Here is a 21072-nt window from a genome sequence, read left to right as displayed (position 1 = left end):
GCCGAGCCTCTCGTCCGCACGATGCGCTGCGGAGAGCGTGGGAGGCTGGGGGCCGTGACCGAATCCTTCTCCTGTCCGATTGTCGCTACGGTAACGCCGTACCAACGTGGCGGTCACCTGGATCTTTCGGCGTTGAGCGACTATCTGGATCTGATTGGGGCTGCGGGTGTCGAGACGGTCCTGGTCAACGGAACCACCGGGGAATTCGCCAGTCTGACGGTGCGCGAGCGGATCCAGGTCGCCGAGCACTGCCGAAGCAGGTGGAGCGGTGTCCTGGTCGTGCACGTGGGTGCATGCGCGGTCGGTGATGCCGTGGAATTGGCGCGCCACGCCAGCGACTTCGCCGATGCGCTGGCGGTGATGAACCCGTTCTTCTTCGCCGAGGCTGCCGAAACCGGGATCGGGGCCTACTTCCGCGCAGTGTTGCCGCACTGCCTGCGCCCGACACTGCTGTACAACTTCCCACGCCACACCCAGGCACCAATCCCACCGCGGCTCGCCGCGCAGCTGGCCGGAGAGTTTCCGCAGCTGACCGGGATCAAAGACTCCGGGAAGGACCGCTCATTGACCTACGAGTATCAGCAGATCGGCCCCGACTTCCGGGTGTATCTCGGTGACGACCGGATCGGGGCCCGGATCGCGGAGATCGGGGCGGCCGGGGTGGTCACCGGCGCCGGAGGGCCGGTCGCGGAGCTGCCGGTAGCGGTCGCAGCGGCGGTGGCGGCCGGTGACATCGAGCGTGCCCAGGCCCGGCAACACGAATTCGACCGCTACACCGACGCCCGTAAACGACTACCCATCAGCGATGTCGCCTTCGCCAAAGCCGCGGTGTCGACCCGGCTGCCCGGGTTCCCGACCCTAGTCCGGCCACCGCTGACCTCAGCATCACCCGAACATGCGCGAGAGATCCACACGGTCATGAGATCGATACTTCCGCTACTCCACCGTGACAACCCGGCGTACTGATCAGAATCCGGTTCAGTTTTCGATCACGAGATCGCACACTGTGCGGGCCAGTTCCCGAACTCCGGAATCGAGAACACCGGACCGATACCCAGTCCAGTCCGCCAACTTGGGTGCGTCGCGGGCAGAACCCCGTGCGATCATCCGCTGTCGAACCTGTTCGGTGGGCGAGTCTATCCACACGGTCACGACCGGCAGGTCCGCCTCAGCTTCGGTGTGCTGTCGCATGAAAACTCCCAACGGAAGTCCTGCGGCGCCTGCCGCACGCATGGTCGACAGGAACGGTGCGTCCAGCACCACCGGGTGGTGGGTGGCCACGGTCAGGCCGGTACGGATGAGGCTGTCGTAGATGCCCGGCGCAACGACCTCGCGGTAGGTGTCGGAATCGCGATCGAACGGATCGCCGGTCAGCCGCGTCATTACCGACTCCTCCAACGCCGGTGCGAGTGTGTCCTTGTCCAACACGACCGCGCCCATCCCCGCGGCGAGCCACCGCGCGGCCGAGGACTTGCCTGATGCGGGGAATCCGCAAATCACCATCGCACCAGTGCTCCGGATCGGTGCCGCCGCCTGGTCGAGCTGCTCGCAGACCAGGGCGGCCAGGGACGTCGACTGCTGTTCTTTCATCACCGATGGACTCCATCACACTTGCTTGCGCTGGCGAATTCAAGCCGCGTGCTGGTCACGTTGCGGGAACCGGTGTGCGTGCGCGGTGGGCGCGAACACGGCATTTGCCGGAGCAGTACAGTGCTGGTCTGCCACCGCGGCGCTGTTTCAGTGGTGCCGCGCACCCCGGTGCGGCGCAGATCCCAAGACGGTTCGGGCGACCTTCGGCAAGGCCGGGCCGTTCGGCCGGCGTCGGCGGTAGGGTGTGGCAGCCGTCCCGGTGTACTGGCCACTGGCTTTCGGTGCGCCACAGCTGGCGGTGGGTGCCGTGGTCGTCGACCTCGTAGGGTTGATAGCCGAGCCGAGCCAGTTCGGCGGCGTCGAGTCCGCGTTCGCGATGGAAGGTGTTGATGGTCGAGGCGCCGATGGCGCTGCGAATCTGGAAGCAGGGGCGTCCAGGGTGCGCGCCGCAGCGTAGGCACGGCTGGTCCATTTCGCCGTAGAACCCGCGCCAAAGCTCGCCGGTCACAGGCATGCTTGTGGCGAGGGACGCGTGTGGTTCGGCTTCATCAGGATGAAGTGGAGTCACGCTCGCGGTGACGGGATCGACCCATTCCGCGCGAACCAGGAACGGGAACCGCCTGCGTAGCTGCTTCCATGCCCCGGATGGCCGAAAGGCGTCTGTCAGCGTTGCGTGCACGTAGTCCAGCGACCGCGTGGCGGCCGTGAGCTCGGTGAGGGTGCCTTCGACCCGGACCAGTCCAGACGGCATGAGTAGAGGGACTTCGGTGGTCGAGGTCAGCCCGTCTGCGCCGAGGTCGATCATGCAGACCGATTTCGGCGGGTCGAAATCGATGGGCCGCGGGCCGAAGTCGTAGACATAGGGCAGAGGCGAGCCCGAGTAGCGGACCGCGCGGGAGACCGCGTGCGGCCAGTGTAGGTCACCGAGCGCGACATAGTCGATTCCGGCGAACACCTCGACCGGGACCGTGTGACGGCTACCGACCCGCAACCGTTCCGGACCGCGTTCGGTGGGGTCGGCCACTGGAACATGACCGACCACCACCGAACGCGCTTCCGGACGGCCCGCCAGGTCCGCACGCACTCGCGTCATCGCGGTAAGCCAGCGATCGGCGTGCGACCGGCCCGCACCACAACCGAGCGCGGATCCAGTGAACTGCAGACATGGAACCCCGTACACCGCGACAGACCCGTGCTCGTCGTCGAACAACACCGGCCTGCCGATGCCGGCCACGCTGGTCACCAAGTGCAACCCGCCTGCGGCAGAGAACACTGCTCCGGCTCCCAGACGGATCGGTGAGTCATGGTTACCTGCTATTATCAGCAGCTGCGCGCCAGCAGCTCGGATCGCGGCGAACGCGTCCTGACACACAGCAACCTCGGCCTCAGATGGATCGGTTCTGTCGTATATATCGCCAGCGACGACCACGAGATCGACTTCCCACTCCTCTACGAGTGCTGGGATCTCCCCGACGAGTATGACCCGCTGAGCGGCCAGCAAGGGCATGCCACGCATCCGGAACCCGATATGCCAGTCGGACGTGTGCAGGATCCGCATGCGCGACAGGATATTCCGCGCCACTGACAACTCTCGCGGACCGGGGTCACAGTGCCCAGGGGTACCCGCAAGGAGTTCCAGCGGTGGGCCTTCGTGCGGCAGGCGCCGGCCGTTTCGCTGCTCCGATTACCAGCCGAAGTAGCTGCGGATGAGCAATTCGTCCGGGCGTGGCTCGGGTATATGGAGGTCTTTTGGCGCGCATCCGAGGAGTGGGTGGGCGTCTGCGGTGGGGTCGGTGGGGTGGTGGAACAGGATCAATTCGATCACTGTGTCGACGTAGGCGAGCGCCGTGGTCATCAAGGTGACCGCGAAGGTGGCCAAGTCGCCGACGGTCGTCGGTTCGGCCGACAGGACCGTGGTGCTGGCCTTCCAGACGCCGAGTTTGGCGACCTGTTGCTGGGTGAGTTTCACGTCGTCGAGCAGGTCGAGGTTTACGGCGATGGTGGTAGCGCTGCCGTATCCACGGCTCGGTACCGGCCCAGTCGGCAGTACGGCCTCATGGATGTAGTTGCGCAGTGTCGAGGTGATGTAGGCGTAGGTTCTGTATTCGACGATCCGGTCCACGATCTCACCGGCGGCGTATTTCTCGACGATGTGGCTGGTGATTAGGGGCAGAGAGTGCAGGCTCTTGGGTTCGTTCCTCTTCGGTCCCCGGCCGTCGTGCAGCCGTCTGAACAGTCGGCCGAATGTGTCGAATACTGCGGTCAGGTAGAGCAGTTCGCGGTCGAATGCCTCGCTGACCCGCTCGGTGGTATCGGCGGTAGGTGTGTGCGGCCCGTTGTGGGTCGACAGTGCGGCCAGCAACTCGTCGAGCGCGCGCAGCGCGCGCTGGGCCCGTGCCGAGATCGAGCCGAGGTCGGAGACGACATCGGTGTGCCTGCCCATCAGGGCGGCCACCATCAGGTGGCGAAGATGCGGGATGTGGCTCTCGATCCCGATGTGGTAGACCCCGCTGACCGATCCGGCGCGCAGATCGTCGTAGACGATGACGCCCGTTCGGTTGTACCGCAGGCTCAGGTTTCCCGTCATGCGCAGATAGTGACCGAATATCGGTAGCAGGTCGGGAGGGGTGATCATGGCGGCGATATCGTTGTCGGCGACTTCGGGTCGGCCCGCGGTCGGCGCCTCGGTCACCACAACGTCTAGCCCGAGTTTGAGGGCCACGGCCGCCAGCGCTGCGGCGCGGTAGCGGTCTTCCTCGGTGAGGTCGGATTCTGCCGACTGTAGGGCGTCGAGGTTGGCGTAGACGCCGAAGAACGGGCACCAGCCGCCGAAGGTCTGCTCGCCTGCGGTGTAGGTGGTCACCCAGACCTGCGACGCGTCGGCGATCTTTTCCAGTTCGCCGAAGCTGTGATAGTCCACGACATGCACGATCGCGCAATCGAGGCGCTGCCTCCACGGTTCGGTCAGATCGTCGTGTTGCTCGCCGAATACGAGGAACGCGGGCTCGATTTCCGGGCGCCGTCGCAGCACCGATACGAAGTCGGCGATATCGGGCGGCTCGGCCCCCAGGGTCGACAGATCCAGGCCGACTCGCAGCGGGCCGCGTCGCCGGGACGAGTGGATACAACGGCCGATGCTCGCCATGTGGTGCACGGACATACCTCATGAAGCGATGCTCCGGCGCGTCGTGGGGCAGTACCAGCCCCTCAGTGCCGGTCACGCCGAAAGTCTCTCCCGCCACGGCAGTCCGGCGCTACATCTGTTTCGATGACAGCGCCCGGTGTAGCGGGTCGGCCTGGTGGTGGTTCGGCCAGCCGCCTGTTCTGGTTTCTCGTCGGCGGTCGCCGTGCTCCGGCGGGGCCCGGCGGCCGTCGAACCAGCCGCGGACGGCGATGAATCGGAGCTGGCCGGGCCGTCCGCGTCTCATTCGATAAAGCCCGGCTCCATCGGCCGATGGCATCTCTACCCCAGGGGCTCATCGCCACGATCCGCCACCGACCGGTCATCCGGGCCGCAGTCTCGGAACACCTCTCCTTACGAGGCGATAGCGTAGCCACCGATTACACTCGCGCTCTCCCATGAGGATCCCGCGTGGGTATTCCGCGCCGACGAAGTGCCGTCAGGACGGTGGTGTGGTTGACGTCGAGATGGTTGCCGACCCGGGCGAGTGACCAGCCGAGCTTGTAGAGATGGATGGCGGTGTCGACCTGGTCGGGGGACAGCCCGCGGCGGCGCATCGGTACCTCGTGTCGGTGGAGGATATTGCTGACTGTGCGCCGTTCGATACCGAATCGGGCAGCCAGTTCATACACGGTTGCTCCGGCCTGGTAGCCGGTGATCAGCTCCGCGACTTCATCGGCGTCGAGTTGCCGTGCCCGCCGGGGTCTGATTCTCACCACAGGCGGTGGGGCCGATGTTGTGGGGTCGGGTAGCTTCTGGATCAGGTTTTCCAGGGCTTCCGCCTGCGTTTCAGGGCTTCTACCTGCGCTTTTAGGGTTGTAGTAAGGTCCCCCAAGGTCCACTTAAAACCCCAGGTCAGGCCGGGTTTAGTACCTGGCCTGACCTGTTTTATTTTGACCAACCCCCCGTTTACCCCCCGTTTTGGTACTGAAATGGTATTGACGATGGTTCTGTCGTTGTCCTGCCTGTGAAACTGTGTGACCTGATCCGGGTGTATGTCCGGGACCGGGAGTCATTGTGGCAGGTCGGGTAGGTCTGCCAGTGTCTGTAGCGCGCCTTCGTGCCGGGCTTGGACGGCCAGCCAGAGATGGGGCGGGACGAGGCAAGTCCGAAATATCGCTGCGCGCGTCGAATGTGTCTGCTCGGGCATCTCTGCCGTCACCGCGAGACTCAGCGCACACGGCTGGTCGGACTCGGACTGAGCTGTGGTCGTGATTCGTGCGTGCACCTGTGGGTCCATCGCGCTACATCGCAGTGGTTGGTGCACCATAGGAACTTATGGGAGCCCCTGACACTGCCGCCGATGGCGACGCCGCCGAAGGAACCCTTGTCAGCATCGGCTACGAAGGGAAAACCATCGACGATCTCGTCGCCCAGCTCGTCGAGCAAGACGTCCAGGTGCTCGTCGATGTACGCCTGACTCCGCTGAGCCGCAAACCTGGGCTGTCGAAGACGAAGCTCGCCGAGGCTCTTGATGTGGTGGGCATCGGTTACGTCCACCACCGTGCGCTCGGCAATCCGAAGAACAATCGGGATGGTTTCCGTGCCGGTGAGCCGGAATCTCGCGCCCGGTATCACGACGTACTCGATAGTGCCGCAGCGGCCGATGCTCTTGCGCACGTGTGCGAGCTTCTCGACGGTGGTGTGGTGGCGCTGCTGTGTTTCGAGCACGATCATGCCGAGTGCCATCGTGACATGGTGGTGCATCGGCTGCTTGAAGCCCGGCCCAAGGCTGCGGTGGTGCACGTCTAGAACAAGGCGAGTTCGGTTTTTGGGTACCAGACGCCGAGTACGGAGAAGGATCGGCGGTGCTGGTTCTGGTTGCCGACGTAGAAGTGAACATCGCGGTCAGGTGCGAGCATGGTGTCGCGCCACTTCCCGAGGAGCATCTTCTGCGCTCGGAGGGCACCGTAGGACTTCAGCCAGCGTCGGCTGGCCTGTCCTGCCTCCCAGTCGAGCACTTTCTGGTTGTGGCCGCGGCACTTCGACGATTCGCAGCGGTACTTGTATCGGACAGCGAATGGTGCGGGTTCCAGTGGCCTGAGTGAGGTGCCGAACAGGTCCGGCGCCGACGACTTGTCGATCTTCGCTTGTTCCGCTGCGGACCAGGGTTCTCCGGGGACGACGCTGACCTCGACGTCGGTCGGTTTGATGAGTCCGAGCGACGGTGACGGGGTGCCCATGCCCCCGATCGGGTTTTGTGCGAGGAGCCCGCACATGGTAGCGGCGCCGATGAGACCGTCGAGATTCATCCGGCGCCGCTGCCAATTGCTGCTTGTGTCCAGCAGCTCTATGTGTTCCAGCTCTTCTTGGCGAGGGCGGAACGACTCGGGGCGGTTGTCATTGGGCTGTCTGTACGTGCCGTTGAGAAGCAGGATTTCGTACTTCTTGAACTGTTTGTCGAAGTCTTCGTTGCGGAACTTCACCGGGTACAGACGGATCCACTCGGGGCGCTCCCGGTCGAGCCTGACTCCCGCCACGCAGACGGTCTCGCCGTATGTGTCGCTCGGGTTCGGGTAGGTCTTGACGGTGATCATGACCTTTACGGTCTCGTCCCCTGCGCGCGGTTGCCTGAGCTCCGTCGCGTCTGTGGCGCTGGATAATTCGCTATCCCCCATTAAGCCAGCGTAACTGGGAACTCGGCTCGGAACGGTCGAAACCGCGCCCGAACGCGCTCTCCCCAGCTGGGGTTTCTGTCGGCAGCCCCGCCCCACCGCCTCGCAGAGGTCACTCCGGCCGTGCAGGCCTGCTCGAATGGAGCCTCGCCGGACTACCCGTAGTAACACAGACCGTCTGACGACGGTATGCGGGATTGCATCCTGTACCGCAGTACAGGCTTACCGTCGAAAATGACAACCTCCAGTGCCCGACGAACGGGGTGCGGGATGTCCGCACGCTGCTCACCGCGAAGCAGTCGATCCGAACCGCCGAGTTCGCCCGGTTCTTCGTCAGCGGCTGGAACCCCGCTCACTGGCGACGCCGAACCGGTTGTCCTGGATCCGGCGGCCTGGGAGTCGAGTTGCTGCTCGTTCTTCAGCTTCGAGTTCACCACCACCGACGGGTCCTTGGGGGCGGTGTCCTGCCGCCTATATGGAGGTTCTCGGCGCCATGGCCGCCCGGGCGCACGGGTCCGCGGCTCGCGGTGAGCCGGCTGCGGACCAGCGAGCTCGCGGACTTCAGCACTCACCATCATCACCGACGTCACCGGTTTCATCGCGCTCGCCCAGCGCCTCGGGAGTTTCAGCTGAGCCGGGCATGGTATTTCGCCATTTCTCGATGCTCGGGTCTGGGTAGGGCGTGGATGGTCGCCAGGCCGGCGAGGTGGTGGGTTTCGCCGGTACGCAGAACGACGGTGTGCTGTTGCCGGGCGTCGGTAAGGTCGATTTTTGTCGTCGGCCCGGTTTCGGGCCGGGGTGCGTCGAGTGCGATCGAGATGTGATGGGTGCCGGGGGCGAGTTGTATCCACATCCGTGTCCAGCCGGCGGGGATGGCAACGCCGTCGATGGCGACGTCCGGCGGCGGTATCCAGGGACGTCCGCCGGGTACCTCGGCTTCGCCGATGCGGATGACGCGCCAACGCTGCAGGGGGTTCAGTCGCCGTCCTTCGCGTCCGGCTGCGGTGGCCAGTTCTTCGGGGGTGTGGGCGGTCAATTCGTAGCGGAGGTGCAAGCAGAGCGCGGACCATCCCGGTGCGGGACGGGGAGTCGCGGACTCGTCGTAGTCGATGACGCGCACATCCGGCGGGGTCGATGGGTCCGGAGGGTCGACCGGCGGTTGTGGAGCGGGTGACCGGAGCGCATCGGCAACCGCACCGGCGACGAGTATCAGGCCACCGCAGACGCCCGATCCGATCGCACCGTAGGTGAATAGCGCACCGGTCGAGACCAGGTCCTCGAGCGGGGAGTCCAGTAGTTCCGCGGTGATACCCAGCAGGGCCAGCGCTGCGACGCAGGCCAGGACCGCCCGCACCACCGCGGTGACCCGACGGTCCGCGGCAGTGAATTTCGCCGGCGGGACGGTGCCGAGCCACACGCCCTCGTGCACGTCCGCGTCCGGCTCCCGGAACCGGTGCGCTCCGGAGCCGAGGACGCTCGAGTAGTACAAGGTGACCGTCTCGTCTTCTACGAGGTGGAGGCGGCGATAGCAGCGCGAGTGGCTGCCGGCCACTGCGACGAGGTGCTCTCCGGCCGTGATCGTGATCCGGGTGATGCCCCATCCCCACGAAGCGGGGTACCCATCGACGTAGACCACCGGGACGTTTGGCCGGGATACCCGCAGATCGACGCGTTGCGCCCGCGGCGGATAGGAACTGTATCCCGTGTGCACCACCAGCGTCGCGGTGCCCGGATCCGCAGCGGCAGCCGGTAGCTGACGAGGCCACCCCGCTGCGTGAACAGACACGCGCGCGGCCGGGTGCGGCCGCGCAAGCCAAGCGCGGGACGGCGGGAACCGCGTGTGGGTTTACAGTCGCCCCCACACGGGGGTTGGTGGCCCGGGCGCTGCTGGCCCGGCCGCGGATCCTCGTCCTCGACGATGCCACCTCGGCGGTGGGCGCGGTCACCGAGGCCGCCAGTTTCGGCGCCCGGCCCGCCCCGGGGGCCCGGCCCCCGCCGGGCCCCCGGTTCGCCCCGGGCCCCCCCCCGGGGGTTAAACACCCCCGCGCGGGGCGGGGGGGGGCCGCGCATGCCAAGCGCGGAACGGCGGAAACCGCTTGTGGGTTACCAGTCGCCGCAACACGGGGATTCGTGCCCGGAGCGGCAGTGCCGTCACGTACGCGGTGGTGGCCGCCAAGGCGGTGCGAGCCATCGCGGTGTTCATGTGCCGCTGGCCAGTAGGCCTGGACCTGGGGTGAACGCCTGTAGCGCAGTGGGCTCGCGAAACGCGGTGCGTGCCAGGGCTGATTTTCGCAGAATTCACCCGATCGTCAGACCATACCCGATCCACGCCGGACCGGTGCCGACCAGACTTCCCGGCACACCAGCGCCGAGCCTGCCTCACCGGGCAGCCGGGCGCAACCCCGAAAAACCCGCCCCCGAACGCTGCAGTGGCCGCAGTAGTGCGGCACCGTGTGCTCGCCGACTCGGGCTGGCAGTGATCGACTGCCGGCCTCGGCTGTATTGGTGTCCATTGTTCGCGGAACGGCTCATCTATCGCCGCCTCGACAGGTATCTCCATCAGGGGGAGCGGTTCACAAGCGACGGACCAATCTTTATTGTACCGTCAACTAACGGTACGTTTACTCCGCTCATCACACCCAGCGGCAGGTTCTGCGGGGGGATGTGGTCGGTGTCGCGACGACGGAAGTAGGTGGGTATGTCTCCCAACGCAATTGGCTTCGCACTGTTGTTGCTGGGCGTGATGATGTTGATCGCCAAAATCATCAGGGTCAAGTGGCGATTGGCGCAGAAGTTGTTCATTCCCAGTTCGATCATCGGCGGGGCACTGGGCCCTGCTGATCGGGCCGGATGTATTCGGCCGGATCTCCGGACTGTTCGGCACCGACCGGTTCGCCGAATCGGGGCTGATGACCCCGGAGATCATCGAAGTGTGGAAGACCCTCCCGGGCCTGTTGATCTCGCTGGTGTTCGCCGGTCTGTTGATGGGGCACAAGCTGCCGTCGCCGCGCGAGGCGTTCCGGGTGGCCGGGCCGCAGATCACGTTCGGCATGACGGTGGCCAGCGGTCAATACGTGTTCGGGCTGCTGCTGGCGATTCTGGTGCTCGGGCCGGTGTTCGGGCTGCCGGCGATGGCCGGCACGCTGATCGAGATCGGGTTCGAAGGCGGACACGGCACCGCCGCGGGTATGGCCGGCACGTTCGAGGAATTCGGCTTCCCCGAGGGGCAAGACCTGGCACTGGGGCTGGCCACGGTGGGCGTTCTGTCCGGCATCATCTGCGGGATCGCGTTGATCAACTGGGGTGTGCGCACCGGCAAAACCACCGAACTGCGCGCGGACGCGCAGCCTTCGGTGGCCGAGCGTGCGGGACTGGTGGAGAAGGAGCGGCGTCGTTCCGCGGGCACATTGACGGTGAATCCCTCGTCGATCGAGCCGCTGACCCTGCACTTCGGGTTGCTGGCGGTGGCAGTTCTGATCGGGTGGCTGATGCTGACCGGGCTGCAGTGGGTGGAATCGAAGCTGTGGGCCGACAGTTTCGAACTCTTCGCGCACGTGCCGCTGTTCCCGATTGCCATGATCGGCGGCATCATCGTGCAAGGCTTGATCCAGGCATTCGATCGCGAAGAGATCGTGGATGTGCAGATGATCGAGCGCTTGCAGGGTTTCAGCCTCGATGTGCTGGTGATCGCTGCCTTGGGCACCTTGTCGCTGACGGCGATCGCGGCGAATATGGGGCCGTTCATCCTGTTGGCCGTGACCGGGCTGGTGTGGACGGCCGGTGCCTTCATTTTCCTGGCGCGTCGGATGTTGCCGGATTTCTGGTTCGAGCGGGGAATCGCCGATGTCGGTCAGGCCATGGGTGTGACCTCCACCGGGCTGATCCTGCTGCGGGTTGTCGACCCTGATCTGAAAACCCCGGCATACCAGGCATTCGGGTACAAACAGCTGATCATGGAACCGTTCTTCGGCGGCGGTCTCGTCACGGCCGGCGCGATTCCCATCATCGCCAACTTCGGTGTCGGCTGGCTGCTCGCCGGCATGCTCGCCCTGTTCGTCGGCGCCCTTGCCGCCGGACTGTTGTACTTCGGTCGGCGCCCCGTCGCCGCTGCTGCCGCGGAACCGGCACCTGTCGCACCCTGATCGATGGACGGGACCTGACCTGCCCCGGCGCGGGATTCGCGCCGGGGCGGGCGGTTTCCGGGGCAGAGGAGGGGAGAGATAGTCGGTGCAATCGGATTTCCAGTCCTCGTGAGACCGAACGCAATCGGATGCCTAGCCGTGACAGGGATTTTTTCGATGACCGACAATAGGTTTCGTGTACCGGCGAAAGTCCTACCCCGGGCGGAGCGACGCCGGTGCCCTGCTCGTGATGTGGGTGATATGCCTGCCCTTTGCTTGGTTTTTCGGGCATCTCATCAAAGACATACCGATCCGGAATGCTGTGGTGGTGGCCGCGGGTCTCGACTGGGCCGGTGAGCGGGGCACCATCACGGTCGCCCGTGCCCAGCGGGTATACGAAGGGGGCGGTCGGGGCGGCGGGCACCGAACCGTCTACTGCTTTGGTGATTTCACGCCCACGGGCGAATCCCTGCCGCTTCGCGATATCCGAACCCACGTGGACGGTTCCTGCGAGGCAGGTCGTGTGTTCCCGGCCCGGCTGGTACGGGCCGACCCGTCCAACTGGATCGATGGAGCGGACCAGGATCAGGCCTATGCCGGTGCCGGATGGGGTTCTGCGTTGTTCGTCGGCGTGTTCATGGGAGCTTTTCTGCTGATCGTCGGGGGAGTACCGATCGTGTGTGCCGTTCTTTTTCCGATCATGATCCTGCGGAACCTGTACGACAGGTTCCGCAGGACCCGCTGATCAGGCAGCCGGTGTGCGTTATGTGGCGTCCAGATCGCGCTCCCGGAAGCGGTAGGCGCCGACGGCAGCGGATAGTGCCGCCAGGACGGCCAGCACGATCAACGCCGGCCAGCGCAGCTCTTCCATCGGGATACGGGCGATGTGCTGGAACGGGGACAGATCATGGATCCACTGCGGCAAGTCCATGATCGGGCCGAAGAACCCGACAATCAGGGCGAACCCAAACAGCGCCCAAGTGGCGCCGATCGCCTGCGGAAGGACACCGTAGAGCAAGGCGGCAATCGCGAGTACCAGCAGCACCGCCGGCCCGAATACGAGGTGGGATACGAGACCGTCCACGACGTAGCCGGCGTCGCCGACCGACAGGGCCAGCGCAATCCCGAGGGCCAGGCCCGTCGCGGCGAGCAGGGCGAGGACGCCGAGCGCCGCGACACCGATATATCCGGCGAACCAGACGACCCGGCCGGTCGCGGTGGCGAGTACCGGTTCGGTGCGGCCGGTGGTTTCCTCGGTGCGCAGGGATTGCACGGCGAGGATCGCGAAAACCGTAACCAGCAGCGCGTCGAAGAAGGCCATGGTGCCGAGGTAGCCGTCGAGCATTCGGCTCGCGTCGCCGCCCATGACGTCGACGACCTGGTCGGGCAGGTCATCGAAGGAATCGACGATGGTGTTGCCGATCCCGCCGTAGAGCGCGCCACTGGCCACCAGGGCGCAAGTCCAGCCGATGAGCCCGGCCCGTTGCAGGCGTGCCGCCAACGCCACCGGTGTGGACAGCCAGGCCGGGGCCTCCCGGTGGCCGGGCCGTGGCGGTACCAGCCCGGCACCGAGGTCGCGGCGCGAGGAGAGGAAATAGGCCACCGCGGTGACCACCAGAACCAGCGCGACCGAAAGCAGCAGCGGCCACCAGCGCCCCTCGGCGTACGCGCGGGTCTGCTGTGACCAGGCCAGCGGGGACAGCCACGACAGCGCGCTGCCACCTTCCCGGACGGCATCGCCGGCGGCGCGGATGACATAGGCGATGCCCAGTGCCAGACCCGCGAGCCCGGATGCGGCGCGGGAGTATTCGGTGATCTGCACCGTGACCGCGGTGATCGCGGCGAAGGCCAGGCCCGCCGCACCGACACTGGCACCGAACAGCAGGGCGTCGGAGGTATCGAGCCCGGCCGCGGCGAACGAACCGGCGATCAGCAGTGTCACCGCGAGGTTCGCGATGACCGCGAGGACGAGTGCGGCGGTGAGCTGGGCATGGCGCCCGACAGCATTGGCGCGGACGAGTTCGGCACGCCCGGTCTGTTCTTCGACGCGGGTGTGCCGGGAGATGAGCAGGATATTCATCAGCGCGGCGAGCAGCAGGTAGTACAGGCCGTAGACGGCGACGATCACCGATTCGACGGTGGGGTCGGTCAGGCCGTATCCGGGGCCCGAGATCAGCGCGCCGACGACGCCCTCGCTGAACTGGCTGACCGCCCGCAGGTCTTCGGGAGTGGTGTACACCTGCTGCAGTGCCGAGGCGTAGTAGACGCTCATCAGCGTGATACCGAGGACCCATGCGGGGAGCTTGATCCGGTCCCGCCGCAGATCGAGCCGAACCAGCGCGCCGGTACCGGCGAGGGTATCGCGCCAGGTGGTCTGCTGCGCGTCGATCGGGGTCGCGGCGGGTGTGCCGGAATGTAGTGTCGTGCTCGTCATTCGCCTGCTCCGTTACCCGCGGCGGCGAGTTCGTCGCCGTAATGACGCAGCATGAGCTCTTCGAGTGTGGGCGGGTGGCTGGTGAGCGCGCGCACCCCGGCGTGACTGACGGCGGCGATCGCGGCGTCGAGCGCGTCGGTGTCGACGTCGAAACGGACCCGGCCGTCCTCGGTGATCACATTGTGGACGCCGGCCAGCGCGCTCAGGTCCCCGATCGGGCGTTCGGTCACGGCTTCGACCGTGGTGCGGGTCAGATGCCGGAGCTCGGTGAGGGTGCCCGTCTGCACGACCCGCCCGCTGCGGATGATGCTCACCCGGTCGGCGAGTTTCTCGACCTGCGCCAGGATGTGGCTGGACAGCAGGACCGTGCCGCCCCGGCTCTTCACCTCGGCGACCACATCCTGGAACACCACCTCCATCAGGGGGTCGAGCCCGGCAGTGGGTTCGTCGAGCAGGAACAGATCCGCGTCCGAGGCCAGTGCCGCGATCAGGGCGACCTTCTGCCGGTTGCCCTTCGAGTAGGTGCGGGCCTTCTTCGTCGGATCCAGATCGAACCGTTCGATCAGCTCTTCGCGACGGGTCGTGTTCACCGCGCCGCGCAGCCGGGCGAATACGTCGATCGCCTCCCCGCCGGTGAGATTCGGCCACAGTTCCACATCGCCGGGGACGTAGGCCAGGCGCCGGTGCAACGCGACCGCGTCCCGCCAGGGATTGCCACCCAGTAGTTCGACCGAGCCACTGTCGGGGCGTAGGAGTCCGAGTAGGACCCGGATGGTCGTGGTCTTCCCGGCACCGTTCGGGCCGAGGAAGCCGTGGACCTCACCTCGCTGAACGTCGAGGTTCAGATCGTCGAGCGCGGTGGTGCGGCCAAAAGTCTTGCGCAACCCGGAGATTGCGACGGCTGTGTTCATGCCTATCAGCGTACATTTCTTTCACAAATGTGTGAATAGTTTGAAGGCTATGATGTAACTGCATGTGTCGGCAGGGGTAGAGGAGGTCTGTGTGGACGAGCAGGACCAGCAGGAACAGGCGGTCCTGCGGTTCGTCGAGCAATTCGCGCTGTTGCTCGCCGACTCCGGCACACCGCGGATGGCGGCCCGGGTCTTCGCCTACGTCCTCGCAGACGATGCCGAGCGCTACACCGCCCAAGAACTCTCGGCCGGGCTCCAGGTCAGCCCCGCCGCGATCTCGGGCGCCGTCCGCTACCTCGTCCAAGCCGGGTTGCTCGGCCGGGAACGCGAACCCGGGGCGCGCGCCGACACCTATCGGGTCTACGACGACGATGTCTGGTACGCGATCACCAGCCAGCGTCAGGAAGCGCTCGACCGGGCGTTGCGGTTCCTCAGTGATGGTGTCGAACTCCTGGACGCCGCCCGTCCCGGTGGCCGCCGGGTCCGCGAGACGCTGGAGTACTACCGGTTCATGCGCGCCGAACTTCCCGAATTGATGAGCCGCTGGCAGAAGCGCCGCCGTGAAATGTTCGCCGACGATTGATCTGCACCCAGCTACGCTCGTCGAGTCCTCAGCGGGCGATATGGCGCCGGTGCTCGAGGCCGAGACCGTCGCCTGCCTCGAAGACGATCCGGTCGTATTCGATGAGGAAGCCGAATATCAGCGGTCGTAGCAACGGCGGAGCGTTGGGTTCGACTGCCACGGTGTGGCCTGCTGTGGTGATCAGGATCCGGGCGTACTGGAAGTAGCCGTCGGCGCTGGTGACCTGCCACGACAACGGTTGGTCGAGGGCGGTGGCGAAGGCGAATGCGGCACCGCGTGCGTCACAGAGTGCGAAACCGAGACGCGGGTACATGCGCCGATCGCGCAGGATTGCCCCCGCGTATATCCCGTTCGCGTAATAGAAGTAGCGGGCGGCAGTGCTGTGCCGGATATGCAACGCGGCTGTGCCCGGCTCCTCCAGGACGGCGAGTCGATAGCCGATACGGCGCCCGGTCCAGCGCGAATATCCGTCGGCGTCGGTGACCTCCGCATCACGGAGGTGATACAACTCCTGACCCGGCCGCAGACTGGTGGTGAAGTCGTGGGTCATCCGGCGCGCGCGGGCACGGCGCCACCGTGCGATCACCCACCCCGTCAGCACCATTGCATACACGGTCGGTACCGGTGCGAGCTGCCACGCGAGCGTCGACGGGGTATCCACGTATGCGCCCCAGATCGGCCCGACCACGACGTCGAGCCGGTGTCCCTCGTCGACACCGCTCGCCCCAGCGATTCTGCCATCGCCCCCGGTACCGTCCGGAAAGGTCCACTCGCCCGAGCAACCGGCCGGCCGCACGCTGGTGCAGTGGTCGACCTCGGCCACGACCGGCCGGCCTCGGGCGAAGTCGTAGATCACCGATATCGCGTATGCAGTGTTTGCCGTGAGGATCGCGACCAGCACTGCCGAGGCGATCCAATTCGACCGCCCCTGCTCCCGCTGCACGCCGGCCGGCCGAACCGGTCTCACAGGCGTTCGGTGAGGTCGTCCACCAATGCCACGACACCGGCCGGGTCGTCGTCGAGCGCCAGGTGCCCAAAGCCTCTGAGTACGCGAAGTTCGGTTCCGAGCAGGTCGCGGACGGCGGGCGCGAGTCGGTCGGGTGGCAGGAAGATGTCGTGGGATCCGGTGGCCACCACACAGGGGGTCGACCGGCAGTGGTCGAGCAGTTCGGGCGCCAGCGGCACCGGTGCCAGGGTGGTCCGGCAGTAGCGGGCGACCAAGGTCATCCACTCCACGAGATGCGCTGACACGGGCTGTTCCGGGCCTGTCATCAGACGCAGGAGGCGCTGGGTGCGGTCGGGTGAGGGCGCGGCGAGCCAGGCCAGGGTTGCCGCGAGCAGCCGTGGCGGTACCTTCAGGCGCACGAGCCCGGCCGGCGCTACGAGTACACGGCCGGCGACTTGTTCGGGTGGGCAGACCAGGGCGATCGCGCCGCCCAGTGAATGCCCGAGCAGTACGGCCGTTTCGGGCACGGTCTGTTCCAGCACCTCGCCGAGCCACCGCCCGTACCATGCCATCCGGTCCCGGCGCGGCCGCCGTGACGTGCTCAGCCCGGGCTGTCCCGGTACATCCAGCGCGATGACCCGGTAGCGTGCCGCCAGTTCGGCCAGGAAGGGGAGTGCGGCAGCGGTGTTCATATTCGTTCCCGGGACTACCACAACGGTGGGCCCCGACTCGTGTTCATGGCCCAGCGCCACGACGCGGGTGGCTCCGGCCGATGTCGTGATGGTCCAGCACCGATGGGCAGTGTTCCATTCCTGTAGTTGCTCGGTGCACCACAGGCCGATCACTTCACCGCTGGGTGTGTTGACATACGCCGAAACCATCGGCCGGCCTTCCTTTTCCGATGCGGGACGGGCATCGAACGCTGACGGCATGATCAGGACCCCTGCTGGTAGATGTCGGGAACGCCGTCGTTGTCGCCATCGCGGGTCTCTTCTTCGGCGATGCGGCGGTAGACACGGTTACGCAGCCGCAACAGCACCGTCGCCAGGAACGCCGCGGTGAGAGTGCCGACAAGTACACCGATGCGGACGTGGTCTTCCCATCGTGGTTGGCCGGCGAAGGCCAGTTCCCCGATCAGCAGCGAGACTGTGAATCCGATACCGCCGAGCAGGGCAACTCCGACGACATCCACCCAGCTCAGGTCGGCGTCCAACTCGGCTCGAGTCAGCTTGGCGGTGGCGAAGGTGGTGACCAGAATTCCCAGTGCCTTACCGGCCACCAGACCGACGATGATGCCGAGGGTGACCCGATCGGTGAGCGAATCGACCATCCCGTCGAGCCCGCCGATGGTGACGCCGGCGGCGAAGAACGCGAAAATTGGCACCGCGACGCCGGCGGACAGCGGCCGGATCCGGTGTTCGAACCATTCGGCGAGGCCTGGGTCCTGCGCCGAGGGATCGCCTTTACCGGAGCGTGTGGTGAGAACGGGCACGGTGAAGCCCAGCAGAACACCCGCGACTGTCGCGTGCACGCCGGATTCGTGCACCAGCCACCATGTGAGCAACGCCAGCGGTGCCAGTATCCATACCGACCGGACCCCACGCTGGACCGCGACGGCGAAGGCGGCCAACGGGAGTAGCGCCAACCCGAGGTAGGGCAGCTGGAGTTCGTCGGTGTAGAAGATCGCGATGATCGTCACCGCGAGCAGGTCGTCGACCACCGCCAGTGTGAGCAGGAAGGTACGCAACGCGGTGGGCAGATGCGAGCTCACCACGGCGAGCACCGCCAGTGCGAACGCGATATCGGTGGCCGTGGGAATCGCCCATCCCTGCACGGCGTCACCGTTGCCGAGGTTGAAGGCCAGAAAGATCGCCGCCGGTCCGATCATGCCGCCGACCGCGGCCACCACCGGCAGCGCCGCCCGGCGCGGATCGCGGAGGTCGCCGGCGACAAATTCGCGTTTGAGCTCGAGGCCGACGACGAAGAAGAACACTGCCAGTAACCCGTCGGCGGCCCAGGTCTCCAGCGATAGGTTCAGATGCAGGGCCGATGGTCCGAGCTGGAAGTCGCGCAGTGCCTCGTAGGCGCTCGACCAGGGGGTGTTGGCCCAGATCAAGCCGATGGCCGCGGCGACGATCAACAGCATGCCACCGGCGGTCTCGGTGCGCAGAATCGTGGTGATCCGCCGGGCTTCGGGCCAGGAACCGCGAGCGAACAGGGTAGGGCGGGGGCGGGGAGAACTCATCAGCGAGGGTCGTCTTTCGTCGTCGGCGACCCCGGCCCGTATCTGGGCCAGGTGTGCCGACCAGACTTCCCGGCTCTCCTGCTGTAAAGATGCCGTATAGACCACGGTGAACGCAAACCACGACTGCGTGACCAGCCATACTTCGAGGCTGCTTGCCGGTTGACTGCCCGCAGCGTTCTCGTGCCCGGGCGTTACGGCTCAGGTCGATGTGGGGTGATCGACGCTGTACTGCTGGCGCCAGCGCTCGATCAACGGTACGAGTTCGTTGAGCATGAAGGTGTAGAAGTCTTGCATTTCGTGCAGGCGGCGCGCGGTGACGGTGTCCGGGCCGGTGGCGTCGATGCCTTCTTGCGCCGAGTCGCGCATGGTGGCCAGCATCGTGTTCTGCTGTGACATCAGCGCGGCCCAGGCGCCGGCGCGGAACCGGTAGTGGTCGCGGCGGCTGCCCGGCGCGGGGACCCGTTCGATCAGCCCGACCGGCATCAGATGTTTGATCGCGGTCGATACCGCGCCGGAGCTGATCGACAATTCTGTGCAGAGATCGGCGGCGGTCATCGTGTCCTGTTCGGTGTACAGCAGCGCTGTCAGCACCCGCGCTGTCGACCGTTGCATCCCGCCGCCGGCCGAGAGTGTCAGGGCCAGTTTCTCCGCGGCTTCCCGCAATCGCTCATTGGTTCCCATGCCTCCAACGTATCAGTACTGCGAAAATTCTGAGTATTTACAAATCTTTGAAATCTCGATACCTTCTGTCTCATGGTGAAAGCAATCGAGCTGAACGGGCTCACGAAGACCTACGGCTCGTCCCGAGGTCTGGTCGAACTGTCCCTGTCGGTCGAACGAGGCGAGGTCTTCGGCTATCTGGGTCCCAACGGTGCCGGGAAATCCACGACCATCCGCCTGCTGCTGGACCTCATCCGCCCCACATCCGGGACCGCCCGTGTCCTCGGCCTGGATCCCCGGGCCGACGCGGTGGCGTTGCACGAGCGGATCGGCTACCTCGCCGGGGATTTCGTCGCGCCCGGGCGCCAGAAGGTCGGGGCGGCGCTGCGTTTCCTCGCCGCCCTGCGCGGCGGAGCAGGCGCCGATCGTATCGACGCGTTGTGTGAGCGGCTGGAACTGGATCAGACCGAGCAGATCTCGGCGCTGTCGAAGGGCAACCGGCAGAAGGTCGGGCTCGTGCAGGCATTCATGCACGAACCCGAACTGCTCATCCTCGACGAACCCACCTCGGGTCTGGACCCTTTGGCCCAGCAGATCTTCCTCGACATGGTGACGGAGGCCGCCGGGGCCGGGCAGACGGTGTTCATGTCCAGTCACATCATGAGCGAGGTCGAAGCGGTCGCCGACCGCGTGGCCATCATCCGCGAAGGCCGGCTGGTCGCTCTCGACACCGTCGCCGGCTTGCGCGCCGGCGCCGTCCGTGATGTCGAGGTCACCTTCACGGGGCCCGTCGACACCGCTGCCTTCACCGGCTTGACGGGCGTCGCCGAGGTGCGGTTCGACGGTTCGACGCTGCGCTGCCAGGTGACCGGCAGCCCTGACGCCCTGCTGCGTGCCCTCGCCGGGCATCACGTCGCAGGACTGCTGGTCACCGAACCCGCCCTCGAGGACCTGTTCCACAGCTACTACACCGGAGAATCCGATGCTGCCTGATATCTACACCCGGACCCTCACCGACAACCGCCGCGCGCTGGCGGCCTGGACGATCGGCACCGCGGCGGTCGGGTTGATGTATGCCGCGTTCTACCCGCAGATCGGGGGGAGTGGCGGGATGGCCGAAACCGTCCAGAACTACCCCGAGGCCATGCGCGAAGCACTGCGCATGCAGGATATCGGCTCGGCCGCAGGTTATCTGGGGTCAACGGTGTTCGGGCTGCTGCTTCCGCTATTGGTCATGGCCTTCGGGGTCACTTTCGGTGCCCGCGCCGTCGCGGGGGACGAGGAAACCGGCTACCTGGACCTGCTGCTGGCCCATCCGGTCGGCCGCACCCGGCTCGCGGTGGAGCGGTTCGCCGGGCTGGTCACCGGCGCGGTCGCGATCGCGGTCCTGGTGTTCGCCGGGATGCTGGCCATCCGGTCCGGTGCGGAACTCGAATCGATCGGTATCGCCGAGTTCGCCGCGCAGTGCGTGCAATTGGCGCTGCTCGGCATCACCTTCGGTGCACTGGCCCTCGGGTTGGGGGCCGCGCTCGGCAAACGCGGTCCGGTGCTGGGTATCTCCGTGGCCATTGGTGTGCTCACCTATATTGCCGGCAACCTCGCCGGAGTGATCGGCGCGGAGTGGTTGAAGTATCTCTCGCCGTTCCACTACTACATCGGCAGCGAACCGCTGCGCAACGGAATGCCATGGGCCGACGCGGCGATTCTGCTCACGGTGAGTATTGCCCTGGTGGCTCTCGGGTTTCTCCGGTTCAACCAGCGGGACCTGCGTTCCTGAATTCCATCC

The 21072-nt window shown here is 66.1% G+C and carries 20 protein-coding genes; 7 read left to right on the top strand and 13 right to left on the bottom strand.

The genetic code is table 11. The features are described from left to right. The first annotated feature begins 21 nt into the window (after window positions 1–21). Window positions 22–966 (top strand): dihydrodipicolinate synthase family protein, encoded by a 945-nt coding sequence (locus QH276_RS13215; RefSeq protein WP_082393294.1) that lies wholly within the window; start codon window positions 22–24, stop codon window positions 964–966. 12 nt (window positions 967–978) lie between these two features. Here the strand turns inward: QH276_RS13215 and QH276_RS13210 are convergent, their stop codons facing one another. The 4 genes from QH276_RS13210 to QH276_RS13195 form a co-directional block, all read right to left on the bottom strand. Then, a complete protein-coding gene (locus QH276_RS13210; protein ID WP_051047265.1) occupies window positions 979–1590 on the bottom strand; it encodes an AAA family ATPase in 612 nt (203 codons plus the stop codon). Window positions 1591–1645: 55 nt separating this feature from the next. Next, entirely contained in the window at window positions 1646–3148 is a 1503-nt protein-coding gene (sbcD, locus tag QH276_RS13205) for an exonuclease subunit SbcD (RefSeq protein WP_113975353.1), read from the bottom strand. Window positions 3149–3274: 126 nt separating this feature from the next. Further along, window positions 3275–4750, bottom strand: coding sequence for a hypothetical protein (locus QH276_RS13200; protein WP_043736662.1), 1476 nt, complete (start codon window positions 4748–4750; stop codon window positions 3275–3277). Window positions 4751–5151: 401 nt separating this feature from the next. Then, the gene (locus QH276_RS13195; protein WP_197986988.1) at window positions 5152–5487 is read right to left on the bottom strand and encodes a helix-turn-helix domain-containing protein; all 336 of its coding nucleotides are present in this window, start codon (window positions 5485–5487) and stop codon (window positions 5152–5154) included. A gap of 562 nt (window positions 5488–6049) precedes the next feature. Between QH276_RS13195 and QH276_RS13190 the strand changes: the two genes are divergently transcribed. After that, complete coding sequence (locus QH276_RS13190) at window positions 6050–6523, top strand: DUF488 domain-containing protein (protein WP_280397855.1); 474 nt, start codon at window positions 6050–6052, stop codon at window positions 6521–6523. Here the strand turns inward: QH276_RS13190 and QH276_RS13185 are convergent. The 3 genes from QH276_RS13185 to QH276_RS13175 all read right to left on the bottom strand — a co-directional run bounded on the left by QH276_RS13185 (window position 6520) and on the right by QH276_RS13175 (window position 10203). Further along, complete coding sequence (locus QH276_RS13185) at window positions 6520–7308, bottom strand: hypothetical protein (RefSeq protein ID WP_280397854.1); 789 nt, start codon at window positions 7306–7308, stop codon at window positions 6520–6522. The genes QH276_RS13190 and QH276_RS13185 overlap by 4 nt on opposite strands. Before the next feature lie 703 nt (window positions 7309–8011). Further along, complete coding sequence (locus QH276_RS13180) at window positions 8012–9022, bottom strand: hypothetical protein (protein WP_280406746.1); 1011 nt, start codon at window positions 9020–9022, stop codon at window positions 8012–8014. Between the two features lie 923 nt (window positions 9023–9945). Further along, complete coding sequence (locus QH276_RS13175) at window positions 9946–10203, bottom strand: hypothetical protein (RefSeq protein ID WP_280397852.1); 258 nt, start codon at window positions 10201–10203, stop codon at window positions 9946–9948. A 92-nt stretch (window positions 10204–10295) separates the two neighbouring features. Between QH276_RS13175 and QH276_RS13170 the strand changes: the two genes are divergently transcribed. Beyond that, on the top strand, window positions 10296–11528 hold the full coding sequence (locus tag QH276_RS13170; protein ID WP_280397851.1) for a sodium/glutamate symporter: 1233 nt from the start codon (window positions 10296–10298) through the stop codon (window positions 11526–11528). Window positions 11529–11754: 226 nt separating this feature from the next. Next, complete coding sequence (locus tag QH276_RS13165) at window positions 11755–12252, top strand: hypothetical protein (protein ID WP_280397850.1); 498 nt, start codon at window positions 11755–11757, stop codon at window positions 12250–12252. An 18-nt stretch (window positions 12253–12270) separates the two neighbouring features. On the opposite strand, the gene QH276_RS13160 is transcribed toward QH276_RS13165, so the two are convergent. Both QH276_RS13160 and QH276_RS13155 read right to left on the bottom strand, forming a co-directional pair. Beyond that, entirely contained in the window at window positions 12271–13941 is a 1671-nt protein-coding gene (locus QH276_RS13160; protein WP_280397849.1) for an ABC transporter permease, read from the bottom strand. Then, on the bottom strand, window positions 13938–14852 hold the full coding sequence (locus tag QH276_RS13155; RefSeq protein WP_280397848.1) for an ABC transporter ATP-binding protein: 915 nt from the start codon (window positions 14850–14852) through the stop codon (window positions 13938–13940). The genes QH276_RS13160 and QH276_RS13155 overlap by 4 nt, the downstream gene beginning before the upstream one ends. Window positions 14853–14943: 91 nt before the next feature. Here QH276_RS13155 and QH276_RS13150 point away from each other — a divergent pair, with 91 nt between their 5' ends. Beyond that, window positions 14944–15435 (top strand): GbsR/MarR family transcriptional regulator, encoded by a 492-nt coding sequence (locus tag QH276_RS13150; RefSeq protein ID WP_280397847.1) that lies wholly within the window; start codon window positions 14944–14946, stop codon window positions 15433–15435. Window positions 15436–15463: 28 nt separating this feature from the next. Here QH276_RS13150 and QH276_RS13145 read toward each other — a convergent pair whose 3' ends face one another. From QH276_RS13145 to QH276_RS13130, 4 genes are all read right to left on the bottom strand, one after another. Continuing rightward, window positions 15464–16402, bottom strand: coding sequence for a hypothetical protein (locus tag QH276_RS13145; RefSeq protein ID WP_280397846.1), 939 nt, complete (start codon window positions 16400–16402; stop codon window positions 15464–15466). Next, window positions 16399–17262 (bottom strand): alpha/beta fold hydrolase, encoded by an 864-nt coding sequence (locus tag QH276_RS13140; protein WP_280397845.1) that lies wholly within the window; start codon window positions 17260–17262, stop codon window positions 16399–16401. The genes QH276_RS13145 and QH276_RS13140 overlap by 4 nt, the downstream gene beginning before the upstream one ends. 53 nt (window positions 17263–17315) lie before the next feature. Continuing rightward, window positions 17316–18626, bottom strand: a complete 1311-nt coding sequence (gene nhaA, locus QH276_RS13135; RefSeq protein ID WP_280397844.1) for a Na+/H+ antiporter NhaA — start codon at window positions 18624–18626, stop codon at window positions 17316–17318. 198 nt (window positions 18627–18824) lie between these two features. Beyond that, window positions 18825–19289, bottom strand: a complete 465-nt coding sequence (locus tag QH276_RS13130; protein WP_280397861.1) for a GbsR/MarR family transcriptional regulator — start codon at window positions 19287–19289, stop codon at window positions 18825–18827. 90 nt (window positions 19290–19379) lie between these two features. On the opposite strand from QH276_RS13130, the gene QH276_RS13125 reads away from it, so the two are divergent. Both QH276_RS13125 and QH276_RS13120 read left to right on the top strand, forming a co-directional pair. Then, window positions 19380–20279, top strand: coding sequence for an ABC transporter ATP-binding protein (locus QH276_RS13125; protein WP_280397843.1), 900 nt, complete (start codon window positions 19380–19382; stop codon window positions 20277–20279). Beyond that, complete coding sequence (locus QH276_RS13120) at window positions 20269–21063, top strand: ABC transporter permease subunit (protein ID WP_280397842.1); 795 nt, start codon at window positions 20269–20271, stop codon at window positions 21061–21063. The genes QH276_RS13125 and QH276_RS13120 overlap by 11 nt, the downstream gene beginning before the upstream one ends. Window positions 21064–21072: the final 9 nt, after the last annotated feature.

This window comes from Nocardia carnea (assembly GCF_029869215.1).
GTDB lineage: Bacteria > Actinomycetota > Actinomycetes > Mycobacteriales > Mycobacteriaceae > Nocardia > Nocardia carnea_B.
Note: the sequence above shows the minus strand (reverse complement) of the source record. Positions and strands in the feature narration are given on the sequence as shown.

Excerpts from the sequence above, each read along its gene's own strand:
- QH276_RS13215 (WP_082393294.1), top strand. The coding sequence starts at position 22 with ATGCGCTGCGGAGAGCGTGGGAGGCTGGGGGCCGTGACCGAATCCTTC.
- QH276_RS13210 (WP_051047265.1), bottom strand. The coding sequence starts at position 1,590 with ATGAAAGAACAGCAGTCGACGTCCCTGGCCGCCCTGGTCTGCGAGCAG.
- sbcD (WP_113975353.1), bottom strand. The coding sequence starts at position 3,148 with ATGCGGATCCTGCACACGTCCGACTGGCATATCGGGTTCCGGATGCGT.
- QH276_RS13200 (WP_043736662.1), bottom strand. The coding sequence starts at position 4,750 with ATGTCCGTGCACCACATGGCGAGCATCGGCCGTTGTATCCACTCGTCC.
- QH276_RS13190 (WP_280397855.1), top strand. The coding sequence starts at position 6,050 with ATGGGAGCCCCTGACACTGCCGCCGATGGCGACGCCGCCGAAGGAACC.
- QH276_RS13185 (WP_280397854.1), bottom strand. The coding sequence starts at position 7,308 with ATGATCACCGTCAAGACCTACCCGAACCCGAGCGACACATACGGCGAG.
- QH276_RS13175 (WP_280397852.1), bottom strand. The coding sequence starts at position 10,203 with ATGATCGAACTGGGAATGAACAACTTCTGCGCCAATCGCCACTTGACC.
- QH276_RS13170 (WP_280397851.1), top strand. The coding sequence starts at position 10,296 with ATGACCCCGGAGATCATCGAAGTGTGGAAGACCCTCCCGGGCCTGTTG.
- QH276_RS13160 (WP_280397849.1), bottom strand. The coding sequence starts at position 13,941 with ATGACGAGCACGACACTACATTCCGGCACACCCGCCGCGACCCCGATC.
- QH276_RS13155 (WP_280397848.1), bottom strand. The coding sequence starts at position 14,852 with ATGAACACAGCCGTCGCAATCTCCGGGTTGCGCAAGACTTTTGGCCGC.
- QH276_RS13140 (WP_280397845.1), bottom strand. The coding sequence starts at position 17,262 with ATGGTTTCGGCGTATGTCAACACACCCAGCGGTGAAGTGATCGGCCTG.
- nhaA (WP_280397844.1), bottom strand. The coding sequence starts at position 18,626 with ATGAGTTCTCCCCGCCCCCGCCCTACCCTGTTCGCTCGCGGTTCCTGG.
- QH276_RS13125 (WP_280397843.1), top strand. The coding sequence starts at position 19,380 with ATGGTGAAAGCAATCGAGCTGAACGGGCTCACGAAGACCTACGGCTCG.
- QH276_RS13120 (WP_280397842.1), top strand. The coding sequence starts at position 20,269 with ATGCTGCCTGATATCTACACCCGGACCCTCACCGACAACCGCCGCGCG.